The organism is Photobacterium piscicola, assembly GCF_046058925.1.
GTDB lineage: Bacteria > Pseudomonadota > Gammaproteobacteria > Enterobacterales > Vibrionaceae > Photobacterium > Photobacterium piscicola.
The window spans coordinates 2772351-2792963 of the sequence record NZ_CP175534.1 but is presented as its reverse complement, the minus strand read 5'-3'; the positions used below and the strand labels follow the sequence as shown (position 1 = coordinate 2792963).

15 protein-coding genes, 1 tRNA gene and 1 pseudogene are annotated in these 20613 nt (G+C 39.6%); 5 read left to right on the top strand and 12 right to left on the bottom strand.

Annotated features, from left to right (window positions below; genetic code table 11):
* Positions 1-1122: 1122 nt before the first annotated feature.
* Complete coding sequence (locus ACJZU6_RS13205) at positions 1123-2127, bottom strand: acyltransferase family protein (RefSeq protein WP_408900407.1); 1005 nt, start codon at positions 2125-2127, stop codon at positions 1123-1125.
* Positions 2128-2445: 318 nt separating this feature from the next.
* On the opposite strand from ACJZU6_RS13205, the gene ACJZU6_RS13200 reads away from it, so the two are divergent.
* Both ACJZU6_RS13200 and ACJZU6_RS13195 read left to right on the top strand, forming a co-directional pair.
* A complete protein-coding gene (locus tag ACJZU6_RS13200; RefSeq protein ID WP_080158957.1) occupies positions 2446-3426 on the top strand; it encodes a sugar-binding transcriptional regulator in 981 nt (326 codons plus the stop codon).
* A gap of 107 nt (positions 3427-3533) precedes the next feature.
* A tRNA-Sec gene (locus tag ACJZU6_RS13195) sits at positions 3534-3628 on the top strand.
* A gap of 17 nt (positions 3629-3645) precedes the next feature.
* Here the strand turns inward: ACJZU6_RS13195 and selB are convergent.
* From selB to fdnG, 5 genes are all read right to left on the bottom strand, one after another.
* Positions 3646-5568, bottom strand: a complete 1923-nt coding sequence (gene selB / locus ACJZU6_RS13190) for a selenocysteine-specific translation elongation factor (RefSeq protein WP_408900406.1) — start codon at positions 5566-5568, stop codon at positions 3646-3648.
* Positions 5569-5586: 18 nt separating this feature from the next.
* Entirely contained in the window at positions 5587-6477 is an 891-nt protein-coding gene (gene fdhE / locus ACJZU6_RS13185) for a formate dehydrogenase accessory protein FdhE (protein ID WP_408900405.1), read from the bottom strand.
* Positions 6478-6578: 101 nt separating this feature from the next.
* The gene (locus ACJZU6_RS13180; RefSeq protein ID WP_080158954.1) at positions 6579-7214 is read right to left on the bottom strand and encodes a formate dehydrogenase subunit gamma; all 636 of its coding nucleotides are present in this window, start codon (positions 7212-7214) and stop codon (positions 6579-6581) included.
* On the bottom strand, positions 7211-8086 hold the full coding sequence (fdxH, locus tag ACJZU6_RS13175) for a formate dehydrogenase subunit beta (RefSeq protein WP_080158953.1): 876 nt from the start codon (positions 8084-8086) through the stop codon (positions 7211-7213). The genes ACJZU6_RS13180 and fdxH overlap by 4 nt, the downstream gene beginning before the upstream one ends.
* Positions 8087-8089: 3 nt before the next feature.
* A complete protein-coding gene (gene fdnG, locus ACJZU6_RS13170) occupies positions 8090-11104 on the bottom strand; it encodes a formate dehydrogenase-N subunit alpha (RefSeq protein WP_144396207.1) in 3015 nt (1004 codons plus the stop codon).
* 906 nt (positions 11105-12010) lie between these two features.
* Here fdnG and mepA point away from each other — a divergent pair.
* Positions 12011-12838 carry a penicillin-insensitive murein endopeptidase gene (gene mepA, locus ACJZU6_RS13165; RefSeq protein WP_408900953.1) on the top strand — a complete coding sequence of 276 codons (828 nt, stop codon included), beginning with the start codon at positions 12011-12013 and terminating at the stop codon, positions 12836-12838.
* A gap of 91 nt (positions 12839-12929) precedes the next feature.
* Here mepA and ACJZU6_RS13160 read toward each other — a convergent pair whose 3' ends face one another.
* Both ACJZU6_RS13160 and yegQ read right to left on the bottom strand, forming a co-directional pair.
* The gene (locus tag ACJZU6_RS13160; RefSeq protein ID WP_045043384.1) at positions 12930-13184 is read right to left on the bottom strand and encodes a YfhL family 4Fe-4S dicluster ferredoxin; all 255 of its coding nucleotides are present in this window, start codon (positions 13182-13184) and stop codon (positions 12930-12932) included.
* Positions 13185-13189: 5 nt separating this feature from the next.
* Positions 13190-14578, bottom strand: a complete 1389-nt coding sequence (gene yegQ / locus ACJZU6_RS13155) for a tRNA 5-hydroxyuridine modification protein YegQ (protein ID WP_080158949.1) — start codon at positions 14576-14578, stop codon at positions 13190-13192.
* Between the two features lie 320 nt (positions 14579-14898).
* On the opposite strand from yegQ, the gene ACJZU6_RS13150 reads away from it, so the two are divergent.
* On the top strand, positions 14899-16524 hold the full coding sequence (locus ACJZU6_RS13150; RefSeq protein ID WP_408900404.1) for a permease: 1626 nt from the start codon (positions 14899-14901) through the stop codon (positions 16522-16524).
* 134 nt (positions 16525-16658) lie between these two features.
* On the opposite strand, the gene rdgC is transcribed toward ACJZU6_RS13150, so the two are convergent.
* The 3 genes and pseudogenes from rdgC to ACJZU6_RS13135 all read right to left on the bottom strand — a co-directional run bounded on the left by rdgC (position 16659) and on the right by ACJZU6_RS13135 (position 18973).
* Positions 16659-17570 (bottom strand): recombination-associated protein RdgC, encoded by a 912-nt coding sequence (rdgC, locus tag ACJZU6_RS13145; protein WP_408900952.1) that lies wholly within the window; start codon positions 17568-17570, stop codon positions 16659-16661.
* Between the two features lie 126 nt (positions 17571-17696).
* Positions 17697-17855, bottom strand: a pseudogene (locus ACJZU6_RS13140) (glyoxalase); the annotation flags it as partial.
* Between the two features lie 212 nt (positions 17856-18067).
* Positions 18068-18973 (bottom strand): LysR family transcriptional regulator, encoded by a 906-nt coding sequence (locus tag ACJZU6_RS13135; protein ID WP_408900403.1) that lies wholly within the window; start codon positions 18971-18973, stop codon positions 18068-18070.
* Between the two features lie 102 nt (positions 18974-19075).
* On the opposite strand from ACJZU6_RS13135, the gene ACJZU6_RS13130 reads away from it, so the two are divergent.
* Positions 19076-19831 (top strand): SDR family NAD(P)-dependent oxidoreductase, encoded by a 756-nt coding sequence (locus ACJZU6_RS13130; protein WP_408900402.1) that lies wholly within the window; start codon positions 19076-19078, stop codon positions 19829-19831.
* Positions 19832-20077: 246 nt separating this feature from the next.
* Here the strand turns inward: ACJZU6_RS13130 and ACJZU6_RS13125 are convergent, their stop codons facing one another.
* Entirely contained in the window at positions 20078-20563 is a 486-nt protein-coding gene (locus tag ACJZU6_RS13125) for a VOC family protein (RefSeq protein WP_408900401.1), read from the bottom strand.
* Positions 20564-20613 lie beyond the last annotated feature (50 nt).

Sequence of the window (20613 nt, the reverse complement as noted above, 5' to 3'; positions counted from 1 at the left end):
TTGAAAACAATAACTCTACAACGTGCTGATAATAGATTCCCTATCTCGTTCGTAACCTCACTGTAGGGAATGACGGCAGAGGATTAAGTCATAAATCAACTTCGATTAGGAAGCTTAGCGGCCAGTCACGCCATTATTTTATCGAGATAAGTGGTGCGCTGATGCTCTGGTTGTAATGTTAGCTATGGCAAGTCCCGCCCACTTCACATTATTGAAGAAACCTGAATTGAAAGATTCAGGTTTTTTTTCGTCTATAGAAAATGGTGATAATAGCGGGGGCTATTATCCGTCATCTCGGAAGAGAGGTACGAGCTATCCGCGATCTACTCATCACGTGTTTGAGCATTAAAGATATCGATAAAAAATTAGCTAAAATAGCATTGAAAACAATAACTCTACAACGTGCTGATAATAGATTCCCTATCTCGTTCGTAACCTCACTGTAGGGAATGACGTCAGAGGATTAAGTCATAAATCAGCTTCGATTAGGAAGCTTAGCGGCCAGTCACGCCATTATTTTATAGAGATAAGTGGCGCGCTGATGCTCTGGTTGTAATGTTAGCTATGGCAAGTCCCGTCCACTTCACATTATTAAAGAAACCTGAATCGAAAGATTCGGGTTTTTTTCGTCTATAGAAAATGGTGATAATAGCGGGGGCTATTATCCGTCATCTTGAAAGGGAGGCACGCGCTATTGGTGAGTTATTTTAAGTATCAAAAAGACCAATAAAAAAACAGCTAAAATAATAACTCTATAACGTGTTGATAATAGATTCCCTATCTCGTTAGTAACCTCACTGTAGGGAATGACGTGGGGTTAGTTTGAGTATCAAAGACGCCAACGGAAAGTGTAACTCTATAATATGCGGATAGTAGACACCTTATCACCCTCGCAGGTATTCATTGTAGGGAATGTTAAGTCATTAAGTTAGTTTTGATTAGTGATGATAATAAAGGGCTGGGGTGATGCTCGGTTACAATATTAAAGATGCAAAGTAGTAGGTAAGTTATTTGACTATTGAAAAATGAAGTTGTTATTAACTGATAGGGGATTATTATCAATAATAAAAAGGAATCAATATTGATCCCTTTTTATTTTGATATGTTAGTTATGATCTTCTTTTATTGTCTAGAACTTTCCCATGGTGCTTTAAATAAAAATGATAAATTAAACTTTTTAGTGAGTTCAATAAAAACTAATGATAAGCCAATTGCAGCGATACAACCTACAATTATTTGAATAGAGGCTGACTCAATATGAAATGCTTTTTGTAAAATAATTCGTATACCACTTCCTATTAAAACATGAAGTAAATAAATATAAAGAGATGATTCACCAATATAAGCTAAGAAACGAAGGTTTAATTTAACCAATTGCATTGATAGCGCGACAATAAAAGTAATTGCAATAATTGCAATAATAAAAGAATATAATCCTCTATCTAAACGGCTAAATCCTTCAATGATAACAAACCAATATTGGCTGATAACAAAAAGAAGAGATATTAGAAGAAAAGATTTTAAATTATTGATTTTATTGATCCAATCTAATTGGATAACAAGTACGCCAATAAAGAAAAATACCATATGTACATAACATAAAGTAAAAACATATATAGATGGTAGATGGCTCTGGAAAATATAAATCAGAGAAAAAAAGCATACTATTGAGATCATTAAATTAGTGTTTCTATTTTTTATAAATACAATGCTAGCAATGATAAAGGTGAAAAATAGAACATAAAGGAACCAAAACTGTGCTCTTGGTGCCCATAAAAGACTAAATACTTCAGTGTAAGTTACATGACCATTGGTATATTTAGATAATGTTGCTTCAATAATACCTTGAAGAATTGACCAAATAATATAAGGATAAAATATAGTGTCAAATTTATTTATTATATTATTTTTAAAGCCTCTTTTTGTTAAAGATGAAGTAAAAAATAAACCAGATAAAAAGAAAAAGAGAGGCATATGAAAGCTATAAATCATAGTATCTATAGTTGTATATAAGCTTTTATCCATTGTCATACCAGCATTGAATACACCTTCACTTATATGTCCGTAAACGACTAATATAATACCAAGCCCTTTTGCATAATCTACCCAATTTAAATGTTTGCTCACAAAATTATACTCCCAATATTGTTGATTTTTTTTTTGTGATAAGTCACGATAAATCTAGTGGTATTTATTATATATCACTTTGGTTTATGAACATGATGAGTGTACATTAAAAAAACTAATTGCATATGACGTATTAACGGAATGTTAATTTTTGGTTATAAATATTGATTTTTTTGGGTAAGTATTTGATTAAAGTGAATAAAAATATTTTTTGATAGGTATGCTGTTGTTTGTTATTTAGTGAGTAATTACGAAATTTATACGGTGGTGTTAGAATAGCGTTTTATAGTTAATTATCAGTACCTAAAGGGCATAGTGATGAGCAGTTTGAATAACGATAATAATCATGCTGAGAGTGATCAGCTGACTGAAATTGCCATTGCTTACTATCAAGAAGGCGCCACGCAAGAAGAGATATCACAACGTTTTGGCATGTCTCGCGCTAAAATTGGCCGTTTACTCCGTCGCGCACGAGAAGAAGGTGTGGTTGAAATTACGGTTAAATATCACCCTGTCTTTAGTGAAAAGCTTGAACAACAGTTGATTGAACGGTTTAAGCTGAAGCGAGCGTTGATTGCACTTGATCAACCTGATGATGAAACTCAACGCCAACAGGTCGCGAGCTTGGTTTCTGGCTATCTGGCAGCAACATTATCTGATGATATGGTGGTGGCGGTTGGGCAAGGCCGTAACATTGCTTCAATTGCGAATCATGTTGGGGTGGTGCCACATCGTAATTGTCGTTTTGTGTGTGGAATTGGTGGTACGCATCGTTCTGGTAATGCGATTAATGCCGATCATATTTGCCGTCAGCTGGCAAAAAAATATGATGGTATCAGCGAAACTCTTTATGCTCCCGCTTATGTGGAAGACATTATTGTTAAAGAAGCCTTCATGAAAAATGGTACGGTCAAAGAAACCTTAGATCGTGCCCGTCGCGCTGATGTGGCGTTAGTTGGCGTGGGTGATATGAATGAAAATAGCCACATGGTTAAATTAGGTTGGTTCACGCCTCAAGAAATAGTCGAAGCACGCATTCGAAAAGGGGTTGTGGGCGATATTGCAGGCTATGATTTTTTTGATAGCCAAGGTCAGCAAGCTGATACCATGATGAGCGATCGAGTGATTGGTTTAACGATGGATGAATTGCGTCATATTCCAACGGTGGTGGTGACTGCGGCTGAAAACAGTAAGGCATTGGCTTTATTGGGGGCGTTGCGTTCGGGAGTAGTTGATGTACTTGCAACTAGTGTGAGTAATGCATTGACGATTCTTAATCTTGATCAGCAGATGAAATAGATGTTTATTTAATCATATGATCTATAAAAGAAACCGCTATCATCATTGAATGTAGATAGCGGTTGCGAATTATACCTTTAAGCAATAAAATACAATCTCAAAATGAAGGAAGAACGTCGTATCCGGTGATGCGTCCGGATTTCAAATCCGGGTAGGGCTGCCAGCAGTCCTGGGTAGGTTCGACTCCTATGTTCTTCCGCCACTTTCTTCGCTGTATTCCTATTCTTGTAATAAATCCTGATCTTTTAATTCGCGATAATTAAATTTACGCTTAGTAAATCCAATCTTATCAAAATACTCTAATAATTGAATTGCAACCTTACGCCCTAACTGACTAATGTCTCTAAATTCAGCCGTTTCTAACTTCTGATGTTGAGTCGTATGTTGGCGCACTGCGGTTGCCATTTGTACTAGGTATTGATGACTGACATAGCGATCTTTCACTATCGCAGCAACATAACTTAATTGCGCCAGTTTATAACTGAGTTTGCGCAAACTGTCTTCATTTTCATCCATTTCTGAGGCGAGATCGCGTATCCACCAAGGCTGAGGATGGGTTGCCATTAATTGTTCTATTTGATGCCAGCATTGTAGTTCAGACGGTGTTAATTGTAATTGATGCGCCGCTAAATGCAGCCAGCCACGGGTATTTGCTAACAGCTGTTGGTTTAGCAATTGGTTGATAATTGCATTAAAAATTACTTGAGGTTGATTAAGTGCAGTCATACGGTATAGCCGATCTTTACCTATACCAAGGGTGTCTTGTGCTTGCTGATGATATTGCTCTAGTGTGGCGATAATATGCTGTTGTAATGCTTGTTGATAGCTGTCAAAGCACAGGTAATCACCGTATTGTTTTATGCTGCTATCAGCGGTCACGAGTTGGTTAAGAACACTGATTTGGCACTGATGTTGTTCAAGCAATTGTTGCTGTGACTGTGGTGCATGTTGAAGCTTAAATGCAATGATGTCAGGGAGTGAATGTAAGGCTGCTCGTTGATTGAGGTATTCAAGTCGTTGCGGAGCACGTTTGCCTCTATTTGGCGGTAATAGATCGATAACTACCGCACTGCCGAGGTTTATTTTTTGGGCGGGATCACGGAGTAATAAGCGATCTTGCTCGGTTAAACACAATGGCGTATCAAAGGTTATTTCAGCAACCGCGCTATCATTTGGTGCTAATTGCTTATCTTCTAATAATGCAATATGGCCTGTGGTATGGGTGGCAGCATGGAAAATTTGACTATTTTGCCAATGCTTAATTAGATGGTTAGCGGTTAATTTTACCGTGATCCGTTTAATTATTTGCTTGGGTGCTATCTGTAATAACCAGTCGCCACGGTTTAAGTTTGCTTTATCAATGTCACCACTAATATTGAGCGCAACCCGTTGGTTTGCCGTCGCAGATTCCGTTGCCTGCCCCTGTGCATGAATAGATTTGATTCGTACAATTTGCGGTTGGCTATGGCCTTTTTTAAGCTGATTATGGCTCACTAAACACAAGTTATCACCAACATTGATATGACCATTTAATGCGGTGCCAGTAACAACTAATCCTGAACCTTTAACGTGAAAGGCGCGATCGATAGCAAGCTTAAAATTGAGGGTGTTGTCATATTGCTGTTCATTATCCGCAAGATCAATCAGGTGTTGTTTGAGTTCATCAATACCGTCATTTGTATGCGCTGAACAATGAAAAATAGTCGATTGAGTAAAGCCATATTGAAGTAATAATTGGTGTAATGTTGCTTCGAGTTGCAGTTGTTGCTCAAGGCTGGTGAGATCAGATTTAGTGATCACCACCGTTAAACTATCCATCGCGAGTAAGCGTAAAATAGTGAGATGCTCGTAGCTTTGCGGCATCATGCCTTCATCACCCGCAACAATCAGCATTGCGTGATGGGCGGTGCCTACGCCAGCTAGCATATTGGAGAGAAATTTTTCATGGCCTGGCACATCAATAAAACCTAACCGTTGTTGGTGGTTAGATTTTGTTGAGTGATACGGCATAAATGCGTAGCCTAAATCAATCGTGAGTCCCCGTTGTTGCTCTTCTGGCAGTCGATCGGCATTGATCCCAGTCAGGGCATGTAACAGTTTGGTTTTACCATGATCGACATGGCCAGCTGTAGCAATAATCATAACGTTACTCGACGATAGTTATTGAGCAAGAGGCAATAAAAAAGGGTTGAAGCCGCTGCGATATAATTCCATTTGGCTTAATTTTTGATCAAGTACCAGTGTGGCGAGATCATCAGCAATGGGATCTAACTGAGGGTTCTTTTCAAGCACCAACATCTTTAAGTAACTTTGGCAATGACTACAAGTTTCAGCACGAACACTGTCTTCTAGTGATTCACTTTGCAGTTGAATATTCTCGCCGTCACCACATTGAGTGCATTCAGCACGTAGTCGATGCCACTCTGTTTCACATTGACTGCAATGTAAGTAACGATGACCACTGCCTTGAATTAAACTTGCCGCAGGAGCGCCACCGCAAAGAGGGCAATGTGATTGTTTGGCATTGGCTTCTGGTTGCCACTCTAATTGGGTATTAGTGACAATTAAGCTCATTAGCGTATTGATACAACCCCAAAGAATAATCGCAATATCAGCAGGAACACGTTCCGGTTGGTTTTGTTGCAGGGCATGAAAGTAATGCTGTAATGTTTGTTGATCTATTTGGTTAATGCTATCGATAACTTTAACGATATCATCACTTGCAATCGAACGTAATGCAGAGGTTAACTGGGTTAGCATTGGGTCTAAAATTGCTTGCCAAGTGCTGTCTATTTCAATCGGCCATGTTAGCGTTTCTGTTTGTAATTGTTGTTGTACGGCGCTATTAAACGTTTCAACTAAATGCACTTGTTGCTGCACTATTTGACCCGCTAGTAATAGATAATCTGCCATAAAAGAATCTTGTGCCAACTGACGTAAACGTGCGGCGCGGGCATGAAAAATGGTTGCAGGGTTACCAATGATTAACGGATTAAAGCCATCACTTTTTTGCTTAACGATGGTGTTTTTATCTAAAATTTTAACGCTCATGCAAGTATCCAATTATAAGAATACCAACCTCGGTAAACCTCGGTTGGTATAGAAATAAAGAGCGGATAAACATCAAGGATTATCCGTTCTAGAGCTTGTTGTTAGTGTTGGTTTTTGTTGCTAGTTAGCGAACGGAACCAACGTGGGTGATGTTTCTTTGCCCAAGCGGGAGAAACTTTACCTTCTAACATGCCATCGATTGAGCCTTTTACCCAATACGCCATGTAAACATGGACAATTAAGCTTAAAGCAAATACAAGGGCAGCGAGTGAGTGAACAATTAAGGCAATACGTACAACATCAATGCTGAAGTAAGCTGAAAAGTAAGCACGCCATGCAATGAGACCCGTTACTAGCAACAATACGGCACAGGCAATAAATTGACGTAGGAGCATTTTCTGCCCTGCGTTGTATTGACCCGCTTCTGGTACGTTTTCTTCGTTCTCAGTTAAAACATCTTTAACTTTTAACATCCATTGGAGATCACCTTTTTCAAAGTGGTTATGACTCCAATAACGACAGACTAAGAAGCATAAGCCTACAGTCATCACAATCGCACCAAACGGATGCAAAATACGCGCAAGCTGTGGCGAACCATAGACATAGCTAAGGAAGTGCAGTGGCGCAAACATAAAAGATAAGCCAGACAATAAAGTCCAGATACCTGTTAATGCGACTGTCCAGTGCACAACACGATCTAAAGGTTTATGACGTAAAATTGTTTTATTCAAACTCATTTCTCATCTCCTTCATCTTCAGCCACACGACTACGACCCACTGTTACACGGTGAATAGCAGCAAGAGCCAAAGTACCGACTAAACCAGCAGCGGCAAGTGGCTTAAGATCATCTTTCCATAACTTCACTGTTTCGCTGATTTTAGGATCTTTTGGCAGATCATAACGCTCAGGATCAGTGATATCGTGTAGAACATAAATTACATGCGTACCGCCCACGCCTTGTGGGTTGTAGATGCCGGCTTTTTTATGGCCTTTAGCTTGCAGTGCAGCAACACGTTGATTGGCATACTCAAGAATTTCTTCACGAGGACCAAAACGTAATGCACCTGTTGGACAGGTTTTTGCACATGATGGCACTTGACCTGCCTGAAGGCGATCAAGGCATAACGTACATTTGTAAACGCGGTTATCAACGGGGTTCATTCGCGGAATATCAAATGGGCAGCCAGCGATACAGTAACCGCAACCAACACATTTTTCCGAGTTGAAATCGACAACACCGTTTTCATATTGCACGATAGCACCGGGTTCTGGACATGCTTTTAAGCAGCCAGGATCAGAACAGTGCATGCAACTGTGTTTACTAAATAACCACTTAAACTTGTTATCTTCTTCAATTTCTTTGAAGTGAATAGTGGTCCACGTTTCAGCTGTGGTATTGGGCGGATTTTGGTAAGAACCTTCAAAGGTGCCTACTTTACCGCGTAAATTATTCCACTCGCTACACGCATCCATACAGCCTTTACAGCCCGTACAGCAAGTAACATCAATTAATTTAGTTACTTGAATTTGACGTTCACGCGCATCAGGTGATGGAGTAAGCGACGATGTAGCAGAACTACGAATGATATTCTGTGATTCCATACCCATGGCTTACTTCACCTTCTCTACGTTAACCAAAAATGCTTTGTATTCCGGTGTTTGTGAGTTAGCGTCACCCACACATGGCGATAACGTATTCGCAAGGTAACCCGGCTTAGTATCGCCTTCGTAGCCCCAGTGAATAGGAATACCGACTGTGTGAACTGCTTGGCCGTTAACATGCAGTGGTGTAATACGCTTAGATACATAAGCTTTAGCGACAATAGCGCCACGCTTAGAAGTTACACGCACCATATCAGCATTGTTAATACCACGCTCTTTCGCTAAACCTTCACCAATTTCAACAAATTGTTCTGGTTGTAATACCGCGTTGAAATGAGAGTGACTGGTCCAAGTATGGAAGTGTTCAGTCAGGCGGTAAGTGGTACCCACAAATGGATAATCCGCTTTAGTACCTAATTGCGCTGCATCATCTTTGAATAAACGTGCCGCTGGGTTTGAAACCACATTTTTATGTAATGGGTTCGTGCCAATCGGTGTTTCAAATGGTTCGTAATGCTCAGGGAACGGACCTTCAGCCATTTTATCAAGTGCAAACAAACGGCCTACGCCTTCAGGTTGCATGATAAATGGACCCGCATTACTTGATGGTGGCAATTTAGCGTTAAAGTCAGGTACATCTGGGCCAACCCATTTGTTACCGTTCCATTCCACTAACATACGCGCTTTATTCCATGGCGTACCGTCAGGACGTGTTGATGCACGGTTGTACAATACACGACGGTTAGCCGGCCAAGACCATGCCCAGTTTGGTGCAATGCCTAAACCAGAAGGATCGCTGTTATCACGACGTGCAGTTTGGTTGCCCGCTTCAGTCCAACTACCGGTGTATAACCAACAAGCCGCATTGGTTGAACCATCCGCTTTTAGTTTACTAAAACTTGATAGTTGCTTACCGTTAGCATCTTTACCGTTAAGTTCTTGTGCTAGCTCTTTGGTATTTGGTGCCGCAGGGATCGCATAATTCCAATCAAGAGATAAGATAGGATCAGGGTATGTACCGCCTTCTTGTTGATACATATCGCGCATCTTCAAGAAGATACCCGCTAGAATCTCAGCATCACCTTTTGCTTCTCCTGGCATATCAGCAGCTTTCCAGTGCCACTGTAACCAGCGCGCTGAACTTACGATAGTGCCATCTTCTTCAGCGAAACATGCACAAGGTAAGCGGAACACTTCAGTGTCAATGCTTGCAGTATCAACTTCATTAACGTTAGGTTTATTTTGCCAGAACGTAGAGGTTTCAGTTGCAAGCGGATCAACAACCACTAAGTATTTCAACTTAGATAAAGCATCCAATGTTTTTTGCTTGTTAGACATTGATGCAACAGGGTTGAAACCTTGACAGATATAGCCATTCATTTCGCCTTTGTTCATCATTTCGAACACGCGCAACATGTCGTAGCCTTGATCCCACTTCGGCATCATATCGTAGCCAAAGTTATTCTCAGCTGTTGCACTTTTGCCGTAGAAAGACTTCAGTAATGACACGAAGAATGCTGGGTAATGCTGCCAGTAGTTGGTTTGATCTGCTTCAAGTGCCACTGGGGTGTGGTGCTTAAGGTGAGCAGCTAAATCAACATCTTTGTCTGAAGGTAGTTTTAAGTAACCCGGTAGGCTTTGTGCTAATAAACCAAGGTCAGTAATACCTTGAATATTAGAGTGACCACGTAAAGCATTAACACCGCCGCCAGCCATGCCCATATTACCTAATAGTAATTGGATCATTGCCATACAACGGATGTTTTCAGCGCCTTTAGAGTGCTGAGTCCAGCCTGTCGCATACAAGATAGTGGCAACGCGGTTATCCGCCGCAGTACTACCCAGTGCTTTACAGACGTGATCAAACATATCAATCGGTGTGCCGGTGATATTAGCAACAACATCAGGCGTGTAGCGAGATACGTGATCTTTAAGTAAGTTCCATACACAACGAGGATGTTGTAGTGATTCATCCTTTAATGCATAGCCTTGATCGTCAAGTTGGTAGAACCAGCTGCTACGATCATACTGACGTTTCTCAGCATCATAACCAGAGAATAGACCATCGTGGAATGCATAGTCATCACGCACAATAAAGCTAGCGTTGGTGTATGCTTTAACATACTCATGATTCACTTGACTGCTTGCCATTAGGTAACGAATAGCACCTAAAAGGAAAGCAATATCAGCACCCGAACGAATCGGTGCATAGTGATCAGCCACTGCTGCTGTACGCGTGAAGCGTGGATCAACCACGATAATTTCAGCGTTATTGGTCTTTTGAGCTTCAATCGCCCAGCGGAAGCCTACAGGGTGTGCTTCTGCTGCGTTACCGCCCATAACAAGAATAAGGTCGGCATTTTTAATATCAACCCAGTTGTTGGTCATCGCGCCGCGGCCAAATGTTGGAGCAAGACTTGCTACCGTTGGACCGTGTCAAATACGCGCTTGAGTGTCTACAGGAACCATACCCAAACCACGGGCAAATTTCTGTGTTAACCAACCATTTTCATTACTTTCCGCTGAGGCACAAAGCATGCCTGTTGTTAGCCAGCGGTTAACCGTAGTGCCTTGTTCATTTTTCTGAATAAGGTTTTCATCACGGTCTTGTTTCATAAGTTTAGCGATACGGCTAAAGGCTTCGTCCCATGTTAGACGTTGCCATTTATCAGAGCCTGGAGCGCGGTATTCTGGGAATTTCAAACGTTGTTCGCTGTTAACAAAACCAGCTAGGCCCGCACCTTTAGGACATAATGCACCACGGCTTACTGGATGATCGGGATCACCTTCAACGTGGAACACTTTTTGTTTAATATTACCGCCTGTAGCACCTGTGCTATACAGTAATGTGCCACAACCTACTGAACAATAAGAACACGTATTACGCGTTTCTTTGGCTGCGGTTAATTTGAATTCACGGGCCTGTGCCCATGCTTTTTGCGGAATTGTGGCAAGCGAAGCAATTGTTGTGGTTGCTACAGCCCCCGCGCACAATTTAAATAATTGACGTCTACTTATATTCAATCTAAAAAGACCTTATGAGAAATAAAGAAGAGGGTGAAATCTAAGGTGTTATTATATGGGTCAATATAAAGTCGTCAAATTTTGCTATTAAAGGCAAGGTTATAAAAAACAAAATAATAAATTACATAATATAAATAACTATTTAAATATCATTAATAACTCATGAAAGGTAATGATGTGAGGAGAGTGATTTAAATCAAAATTATTGCTGCTTATGATGTAGTAATAATCATTGTCATTTGCAACTGTGACTGCATTATTATATTTAGTCATGTTCCATTTTTAATGGTAAATATATTTATATAATGTGTGACAAATAAGTAACGCATTTTTTAAGTAAAATTCAGTAAAGATAATATATATTTTGGAGGTTGTTACCTTTTTACTTTTCGCGATATTGAGGTAATAGTGATGTTTCATTATTACGATTATTTTAATTACAAATCAATTTGTTATGTTTTATTTACTAATGGTAGTTTAGTTATCCCGCACTCTTAAATAACACTGATGCGATGAATAATGATAATAAAAAAGCAGATATAAGTTACTAAACACATCTAATTAAATGCAATCTTAAGTGTCATTAATGGAAAAATAAAGGGTTACTAAATAAACAATGTTAAGATTGTTTATTTAGTAATATAGTTTTATTTTATAAAAAATACGGTTTATCGCTGAAATAATGGATATTTTTTTATTTAAAAAAGCCATTAGTATTGGTTTGTTATTTTTGATTTGAAAAAATAATAAGATAATTGTGCTATTACTATTTGAATAACTATTATTTATCAAAACATTTTAAAACTAAACAACGAACTACTGTTTAGTAGATGAATTTTGCATCGTCTGAGGGTTGCGTTATCATTAAGGAAATTGAGGTTAAAAAGGAAGAATAATGTGTTAAGGATGATAATTTCTGGGTTGATGCTGGTTTGTATAAGTCAGAGCGTAATGGCAACACCATGGGAAAAAGTAAAAAAACCAAGTCAAGGTGATTCTAGTTCGATAGGCTCATATGCTAATGGATGTCTTGCTGGTGGTGAGCGTTTACCGTTGCAAGGTGATGGCTATCAGGTGATACGTTCTGAGCGTGGACGTTATTATGGTAATAGCGAAATGATTGTTTTTTTGCAGCAATTGATGAAGCAATCACGGCAATTAAAAATTGGAAATGTCTTGGTGGGTGATATTGCGATGCCACGTGGCGGTCGATTCTCTTCCGGTCATGCCAGCCATCAAACTGGGCTTGATGCTGATATTTGGTTGCGTATACCTGAACAACCATTATCACCACAGGCATTAAAAACAATTTCAGCACTGCCGATGGTTGATGTGAAAAATTACAAGATCATTGATAAGAATTGGAGTTCAAAGCAAGCACAATTAATTCAACTTGCTGCCAGTGATGATCGCGTTGCACGTATTTTTGTCCATCCAGTGATCAAACAACAACTCTGTAAAGCAAAGTGGAAAGACCGTAATTGGCTGAGTAAAGTACGTCCTTGGTTTGGTCATTATTACCATTTCCATGTGCGCTTAAATTGCCCAGCAGGAAGTACGACTTGTGAAACACAAGCACCACCGCCAGCAGGTGATGGTTGTGGTACTGAACTTGCCTCGTGGTCACCTAATTATAAAGCACCGGTGACGAGTGAATCAGTTAAGGCTGTTAAACCTAAGCCCAAACCTGTGAAAGTATTACCACCTATGTGTGCGATAGTATTAAAAAGTTAGGTTTTTGCTAGAACTAGTAAATGATATGACATAAAAAAGCGCCGCCCAGTTAACTGAGCGGCGCTTTTTTGATACGGTTTATTAGTGATGACTAAGCAAGACCTTGCAAGGTGACAAACTTTTCAAGTAGTTCGTCATCTGATTCGATATGTTCAGGATCAGTAATAATGCAATTGGTGATCGGACAAACTGACTGGCAGGTTGGCTTATCATAGTGCCCTTTACATTCAGTGCAGCGATCAGGATTAATTTCGTAAAATTCATCCCCCATGGTAATGGCCTCATTTGGACATTCAGGATCACACATATCACAGTTAATGCATTTAGTTGTAATGAGCAGTGCCATAATGCTTATTTACCGTCTTTAGGTGCGTGTGGGTTACGGGTATCTTCACCGTTACTTAAATTACGCATTAATAGACCAAAACTTAGGTCCATATCTGATGGCATTGGAATAAACACAAAGTGACCATTACCTTTGGCATCATCAATTACTTCTGATTTACGGTTTTCCATGGTTTCAAGTTTGAAGACAACGTTACCTTGCGGTGTCATTACTTCAAGGCTGTCACCAACAATGAACTTGTTCTTTACTTCAACTTCAGCAAGGTCGCCACGGCGTTTACCTGTAAACTCACCAACAAATTGTTGAGTTTCTGAAATTGAGTAACCGTAATCATAATTTTGGTAAGCATCATGAGTGTGGCGACGAAGGAAACCTTCAGTGTAACCACGGTGCGCTAGGCTTTCTAATGTACCCAGTAATGAGTCATCAAATGGTTTGCCAGCAACAGCATCATCGATCGCTTTACGGTAAACTTGCGCAGTACGAGCACAGTAGTAGAACGATTTAGTACGGCCTTCAATTTTTAGTGAGTGCACACCCATTTTAGTTAGGCGCTCAACATGTTGTACCGCACGCAGATCTTTAGAGTTCATGATGTAAGTACCATGCTCATCTTCAAATGCCGCCATTTTTTCTTCAGGACGGTGAGATTCACTTAGTAGCACAACATCATCAATTGGCTTACCTAGACCTAATGTATTGTTTGGACGCTCTTCAACTTCTTGAATCTGAATTGCATCTTGAACTTCAACAATTTGACCTGAATCATTCTCAACGGCTTTTTCTACTTTGTATTCCCAACGGCATGAGTTAGTGCATGTACCTTGGTTTGGATCGCGTTTGTTGATGTAGCCAGATAATAAACAACGACCAGAATACGCCATGCAAAGTGCGCCATGAACAAAGATTTCTAGTTCAGTATCAGGGCAATGCTCACGAATTTCTTCAATTTCTTCTAATGATAGTTCACGTGAAAGAATAACACGCTCAACGCCTTGGCTTGCCCAGAATTTTACGGTTGCCCAGTTAACAGCATTTGCTTGTACTGACAGGTGAATAACAACCTCAGGAAACGCTTCACGTACCATCATGATTAGACCTGGATCTGACATGATAAGCGCATCAGGACCCATATCGACAATTGGCTTTAAATCACGAATAAAGGTTTTAAGCTTAGAGTTATGCGGTTGAATATTACAAACCACATACAGCTTTTTACCTTGTGCGTGTGCTTCATCGATACCAATTTTAAGGTTATCGTGGTTGAATTCATTATTACGAACGCGAAGGCTGTAACGTGGTTGACCTGCATAGACAGCATCTGCACCATAGGCAAAGGCATAACGCATGTTTTTAAGGCTACCGGCTGGAGATAATAATTCTGGTTTAAACATTGCTCAATTCTCTTAGATGTCTGATTCCAAATCAGCCTATAACACCTAGTGCTATAGGGAGGAGGCGAGATTCTACTTTTTTCATTCCCACATTGCCAATTTTCTTGAAAATAATGATTCTCTACGGCAATTGATCGCACCATTAACGGAAATTTAGCACTATTCTCAATAGCAATTATTGAAGTTTAATCTGTTCGTTAATGCACTAAAATACAAACTTAGTATGCATTAAATACATTAGATATATTTTAGGGCAACATGTGAGGATTATTTGCACAATGTTGCTACTAGTTTAATCGCAGTATATTAAGAAGGTATATATGATCGGGCAAGATATTGGTGGATTGGTTATCCACTTGTTTTCTACATTTGGGAATATGGTTTGGCAAATTTTTTGGCCATTAGCATTTGGTTTAATGTTGTCGTCATGGATACGTAATTTATTACCCGTTTCAAGTGTGGTTAAGCACTTAGGTAAAACGACCGTAGTTAGTCTTGGCTTTACTACCTTTTTAGGCATGGTGTCATCATCATGTTCATATGCTGCGGCGTCACTGTCTCATACTTTACTGACGAAAAAAGCGACTGTTGCTAACGCAATGGCATTTTTGGTTTCAAGTACCAACTTGATCATAGAAATGTTCATTGTCTTAGTTGCTTTGATGGGCTGGACATTTTTTTGGGGTGAGGTAATCGGTGGCTTGATTTTAATTGTAACCGCTGGGTTTTTATTTAGCCGTTTTTATCCTAAAGATGTTGAACAAGAATTACGCCAGCATTTAGATGATGCACAACCGCAAAAAGCAAGTTGTGGTATGGATATGTCTGAAATGAGCGGTGATCATAGTGATTGCGGCATGGATATGTCAAAGATGAAGTCTAGCGACAGTGACTGTGGCATGGATATGTCAAAGATGAAGGCTAGCGACAGTGACTGCGGCATGGATATGTCAAAGATGAAGGCTAGCGACAGTGACTGCGGCATGGACATGTCGAAGATGAAGGCTGACGACAGTGATTGCGGTATGGACATGTCGAAGATGAAGGCTGACGACAGTGACTGCGGCATGGACATGTCAAACATGAAGGCTGACGACAGTGACTGCGGCATGGACATGTCTAAGATGAAGTCTGACGACAGTGACTGCGGCATGGATATGTCAAACATGAAGGCTGACGACAGTGACTGCGGCATGGACATGTCTAAGATGAAGTCTGACGACAGTGACTGTGGCATGGACATGTCTAAGATGAAGTCTGACGACAGTGACTGTGGCATGGATATGTCAAGCATGAAGTCTGGCGATCATTCTGCAATGAAGATGGCTGCTGAGCCTCAATCTGCCACCATGGAAAAAATTACCAAGTCTGCGGGTTTCTTCCAAATGGATATTGCCATGATTGGTAAAGAAATCCTGATCGGGGTAGTGGTATCTTCCATTTTAATTGCATTAATGCCTCAAGATGGTTGGCGCGATCTGTTTATTAGTAATGATGCTGGTTTACCTGTGTGGTTACATTCTTTCTTAGATGTGATTATTGGTATTTTTGTGGCAATGATTGCTTATGTTTGTTCTGTAGGTAATCTGATTTTAGCGGCAGCATTGTGGCATGGTGGTATTTCATTTGGTGGCGTGATTGGTTTCATTCTATCGGATGTGTTAACCATTCCAATGATCCGTGTTTACCAAAAATACTACGGTAAACGTCCAACGAAATGGATGGTTGGATTGTTATTCGTTTCTATCTTGTTTACAGGTTTGTGTGTTGATGCGATCTTTAATGGCTTTGGTTGGGTTACAACTGACCAAACAGTACGTGCATTAAATCAATCAGGCTTTGGTTTGAACTTCACCACCGTGATGAACCTTATCTTTATTCCTGTTTCTATTTGGTATTACCGTTTAGGTAAAAAAGCCAATGCAAGCATGGGAATGAGTATGTAGCGCGGATAAACGTTTATAACGAACAGTTTATCAGTAAATAGCAAAAGAGCCGTCATGTGCTAACACGTGATGGCTCTTTTTGTTATTCAAGCAATGCCTATATAGCTGAAAGCTCAATTTTAAAAACGCAGGGATTAGCCTTTGTTTTCTAAGCCGCCGATAACATCAAATAGGTTGGGCAAAAATGCAGAGAACTCGCCGCCCATTAATGACAGGTCAGCATCAATGCGCTGTGCCATATCTTCACGGTCGATATCTTCGTTTTGATCTTTTAATTCATCAGAGAATTTAAGACGTTTAACGGTTAAGTCATCCGCTAGAATAAAATCAATGCGGTCTTGCCAGTTTAGTGCCAGTTTAGTGACTACTTTATTCGCTTCAATGTGCGCAAGAATTTCATCACAATTTAAATCTTGTTGCTTACAACGGATCACACCACCGTCTTCTTCAACCGCTTTAAATTCAGCTTCTTCACCAATGGTAAAACCTTGTGGTGATTGGTTGCTGCGAACCCATTCTGTCAGGGTTAATGCTAATGGTTTTTCAGGTACAACCGGAACAACCGGTAAGCTACCGATTGATTTACGTAATAATGCTAAAACATCTTCAGCTTTTTTGTAGCTACCCGCATCAACCACAATGTAGCCTAGTTTAGGCATGATTAACGCGTAAGTTTGATGTTGACGACTGAATGCGCGTGGTAATAAATCCATCACGATTTCGTCTTTGAGGGTATCTTTCTCAGTCTTTTTCAATTTACGACCAAGATCTTTTTCCTGCATTTCAATTTTGTTGTTCAATGATTCTTTGATCACTGACGCTGGCAGCATTTTTTCTTCTGTGCGAGCACAAATTAAAATGTTGTCACCAGAAACATGGGTAAACATATCGCCATGTTTACCTAATGCGTGTGCCCAGCCAAATTTTTGAATGTCTTGGCTACCACAAGGTGTAAAGCGGAATTCTTCCAGCTGTTTTTCTATTTGGTCTGCATTTAAGTCAATCTCACGCGTAAAACGGTAAGTCAGTATATTTTTAAACCACATCATGCTAGTCACACTTCCTAGGGTAAACAGTTGGGGGCTTATCTTAACTCAACCGCTGTAAATTACTAAGTAGCGTTTGTGATTGTTGCAAGGATTGGCGATCACCAATCCTTTAACTCAAAAATATTATTCATACTTTGTAGAGTAAGTCTCTTCATAAGTATGTGAGTACAGCTCAAATAAGTTACCAAAAGGGTCTTCTAAATAAACCATTTGGGAGGTGTTGCTGTCATCCTCTGGGTGGTAACGCATGATATCCATACGTACTTTACCGCCATATTGTTCGCATTCCACAAGTCAGATATTTTATTCACATCCACTTCAGTCCAATGACTCCAGGTATAAATACCAGAGCAATGAAAATGAGCGATCTATATCGCCTAAGATTTCAGATACCCTGGCAGCAAGCGCTTGGCTTTACTTGACCACTTCAACCATCGTTTAACGAGCAATACACATGAGTCTTTTCAATCGTTTTACCTATTTTAGTTGTGTGGCTACAGAGCAAGATGGAATTTAGATTTCCATTCATAAACATGATTGATAAAGGCATCCACTCGCATTGGCCTCTTATCTCTATCTCGGTACATGATATAAACTTCTCTTTCATGTCCTTGCCAATTAGGTAAAACGGGCTCCAGATTGTGGTTATCTTGATCGTGATTATTGAAATAATAAGGTGGTATCCATGTTATACCTAGCCCTTTAGTCGCTGCGTCTCTAGCTAACAGCACATCATTAGAAGAAAAATTAAACGGCCCATGATATGAAAAAACTTCACCACTCCTTTGATTGATTAATTCCCAGTCACTATCGTTGTTAACTGTAATTAAGCGATGCTTTACTAGATCAGATGGGTGTGTAATCGGGGGATGCTGCTCTAAATAAGATGTAGAGGCACATAAAGCGAAGGGAAGATGCCATAGTTTTCTCGCAACCCAATTCATTTCGATCAAGTCACCAATACGAAATGTGATATCGACCTGCTTGGATATTAAGTCAATTTTTTCGTTTTGAACGTCCAAATCAATACATATATCTGGGTGCTTTTCAGCAAACTCATAAATGCAATACTTTAACCATACTTGAGTCATATTAATAGGAGCAGATATTTTAATTTTACCAGAGAGTGCTTTTCTATCTTGTGCGATACGTTCAGTAACATTATTTAGCCCTTGTACCAAAGGCTCACACAGTTTTTGGTATCTCTCACCATCAGATGTCAATGAAAAGTGATGAGCACTTCGGTTTATTAATCTACAACCAAGTTGCTCCTCAAGTCGTTTTATTCTCCGACTTAATGTCGCTAACGGAACATCTAAGTACTCAGATGCCTCTGTGAGGTTTCTATATTTTGATGCAAAAACAAATAGTTGCAAATCATCTAAAGAGTGATGTTTCATTTTTGAAATAAACCGTCCTATTTCTGTCTATTAAATTCCATTATTAAAATATATATATTTATATTCTCAAGTCAAAGCATTAGAAAATAAATGAGAATTAATATGAAAAAATTATGTGGAAAAACAATTTTAATAACAGGGTCAGGCCGTGGAATTGGAGAGAGTGTCGCGAGAAGTTTAGCTGCCGATGGAGCCCAAGTCATTCTACATGGCCGAAAACTCAATGGACTGGAAGAGCTTGCGGATAACTTCGAATTTTTTGGTTACTTGAGACCAATAGTGACGTGTTTAGATTTATCTTCAACAACAAAAAAAAGTTGTGATGATCTTGCTGAATTTATCAAATTGAAAGCTCAAAAATTGGATGGCATTGTATTTAATGCTGCTATTTTCTTTGGACTGCGTTCATTCGAAACCATGTCGGTTTCTGAATTAGACATAGCATATAATATTAACATCCGTTCAAACGTTTTATTATTGCAATCTCTACTACCAATGATTAAGGCTTCTGAGGCAGGTAGATTGCTCTTCACTAGCTCGATTGTAGGTCACCAAGCTTGGGAAGGTTGGGCTGATTACTGCATAACTAAATTTGCTACTGAGGGGTTAGGTAGACTTGTTGCGACCGAGTATCAGGGCACAAATATAAGGACCAATATCATTGACCCAGGGAAGTTACGAACTGAAATGCGTGCCGCAGCCATGCCTGACGAAGATCCGATGACATTGCCTGAACCAAAAGAAATCATGCCAATTTATAATTTTTTAATGAGTGATGATTGCCATGATGTTAATGGCCGAGTGATCAATGCTCGTGGTTTTTTAAATGATGGAGAGTATCGACACTATATTGTTTAAGCTGTTCTAGCGAGAGCCTTTTTGCAAATAGGGTTAGCAGGCCTAAGTTGCCACTTTAATCTAAAGTCTGAAGTCTATAATCAAATAAAATCAATACAAATGTTATTCTCATAAAATGAACTGCATTCGTATTTCATGAGCTATAAAGTTTATCGTTCTCTCTAAAAATAAAAAAGGATTGGTATATCTACCAATCCTCTTTAGGGGGGGATGTTTTTCTACCTTATGACAGGTAATTGGTGTCTATTACTCGTAATCAGTCGCGTAAGTCTCTTCATAAGTATGTGAGTACAGCTCAAACAAGTTACCAAAAGGGTCTTCTAAATAAACCATTTGGGAGGTGTTGCTGTCATCCTCTGGGTGGTAACGCATGATATCCATACGTACTTTACCGCCGTATTGTTCAGTTCGAGCAATAACGCCATGAAAGTCATCGGTTTGAAGACAGAAATGGAAAATACCAATGCGAGAGAAATCAACCTCATGACGTTGTTGGCGGTCTTTCATTTCAAACAGTTCAAAGCCGATGCCATCTTTAGTTAATAAATGGGCAATATTAAAGCCTTTAAAACCTTCACCAAAAACAGCAATACACATACGACCAATGGCTGTTTCACGCTCTTCTGTTACTTTGGTATTACCCATCACAATATCAAGACCCAATGCTTTGGTATAAAACTCAACCGCGGTATCCATATCGCCAACCATGATGCCAACGTGATTCATTTTCATAATTTACCTCAAATATTGATGATTAATTGGTCATTTTCTGTTGCTGGTAA

Coding starts and splice junctions, on each gene's coding strand:
- ACJZU6_RS13200 (WP_080158957.1), top strand. CDS start 2,446: ATGAGCAGTTTGAATAACGATAATAATCATGCTGAGAGTGATCAGCTG.
- selB (WP_408900406.1), bottom strand. CDS start 5,568: ATGATTATTGCTACAGCTGGCCATGTCGATCATGGTAAAACCAAACTG.
- fdhE (WP_408900405.1), bottom strand. CDS start 6,477: ATGAGCGTTAAAATTTTAGATAAAAACACCATCGTTAAGCAAAAAAGT.
- ACJZU6_RS13180 (WP_080158954.1), bottom strand. CDS start 7,214: ATGAGTTTGAATAAAACAATTTTACGTCATAAACCTTTAGATCGTGTT.
- fdxH (WP_080158953.1), bottom strand. CDS start 8,086: ATGGGTATGGAATCACAGAATATCATTCGTAGTTCTGCTACATCGTCG.
- mepA (WP_408900953.1), top strand. CDS start 12,011: ATGATAATTTCTGGGTTGATGCTGGTTTGTATAAGTCAGAGCGTAATG.
- ACJZU6_RS13160 (WP_045043384.1), bottom strand. CDS start 13,184: ATGGCACTGCTCATTACAACTAAATGCATTAACTGTGATATGTGTGAT.
- yegQ (WP_080158949.1), bottom strand. CDS start 14,578: ATGTTTAAACCAGAATTATTATCTCCAGCCGGTAGCCTTAAAAACATG.
- ACJZU6_RS13150 (WP_408900404.1), top strand. CDS start 14,899: ATGATCGGGCAAGATATTGGTGGATTGGTTATCCACTTGTTTTCTACA.
- rdgC (WP_408900952.1), bottom strand. CDS start 17,570: ATGTGGTTTAAAAATATACTGACTTACCGTTTTACGCGTGAGATTGAC.
- ACJZU6_RS13135 (WP_408900403.1), bottom strand. CDS start 18,973: ATGAAACATCACTCTTTAGATGATTTGCAACTATTTGTTTTTGCATCA.
- ACJZU6_RS13130 (WP_408900402.1), top strand. CDS start 19,076: ATGAAAAAATTATGTGGAAAAACAATTTTAATAACAGGGTCAGGCCGT.
- ACJZU6_RS13125 (WP_408900401.1), bottom strand. CDS start 20,563: ATGAAAATGAATCACGTTGGCATCATGGTTGGCGATATGGATACCGCG.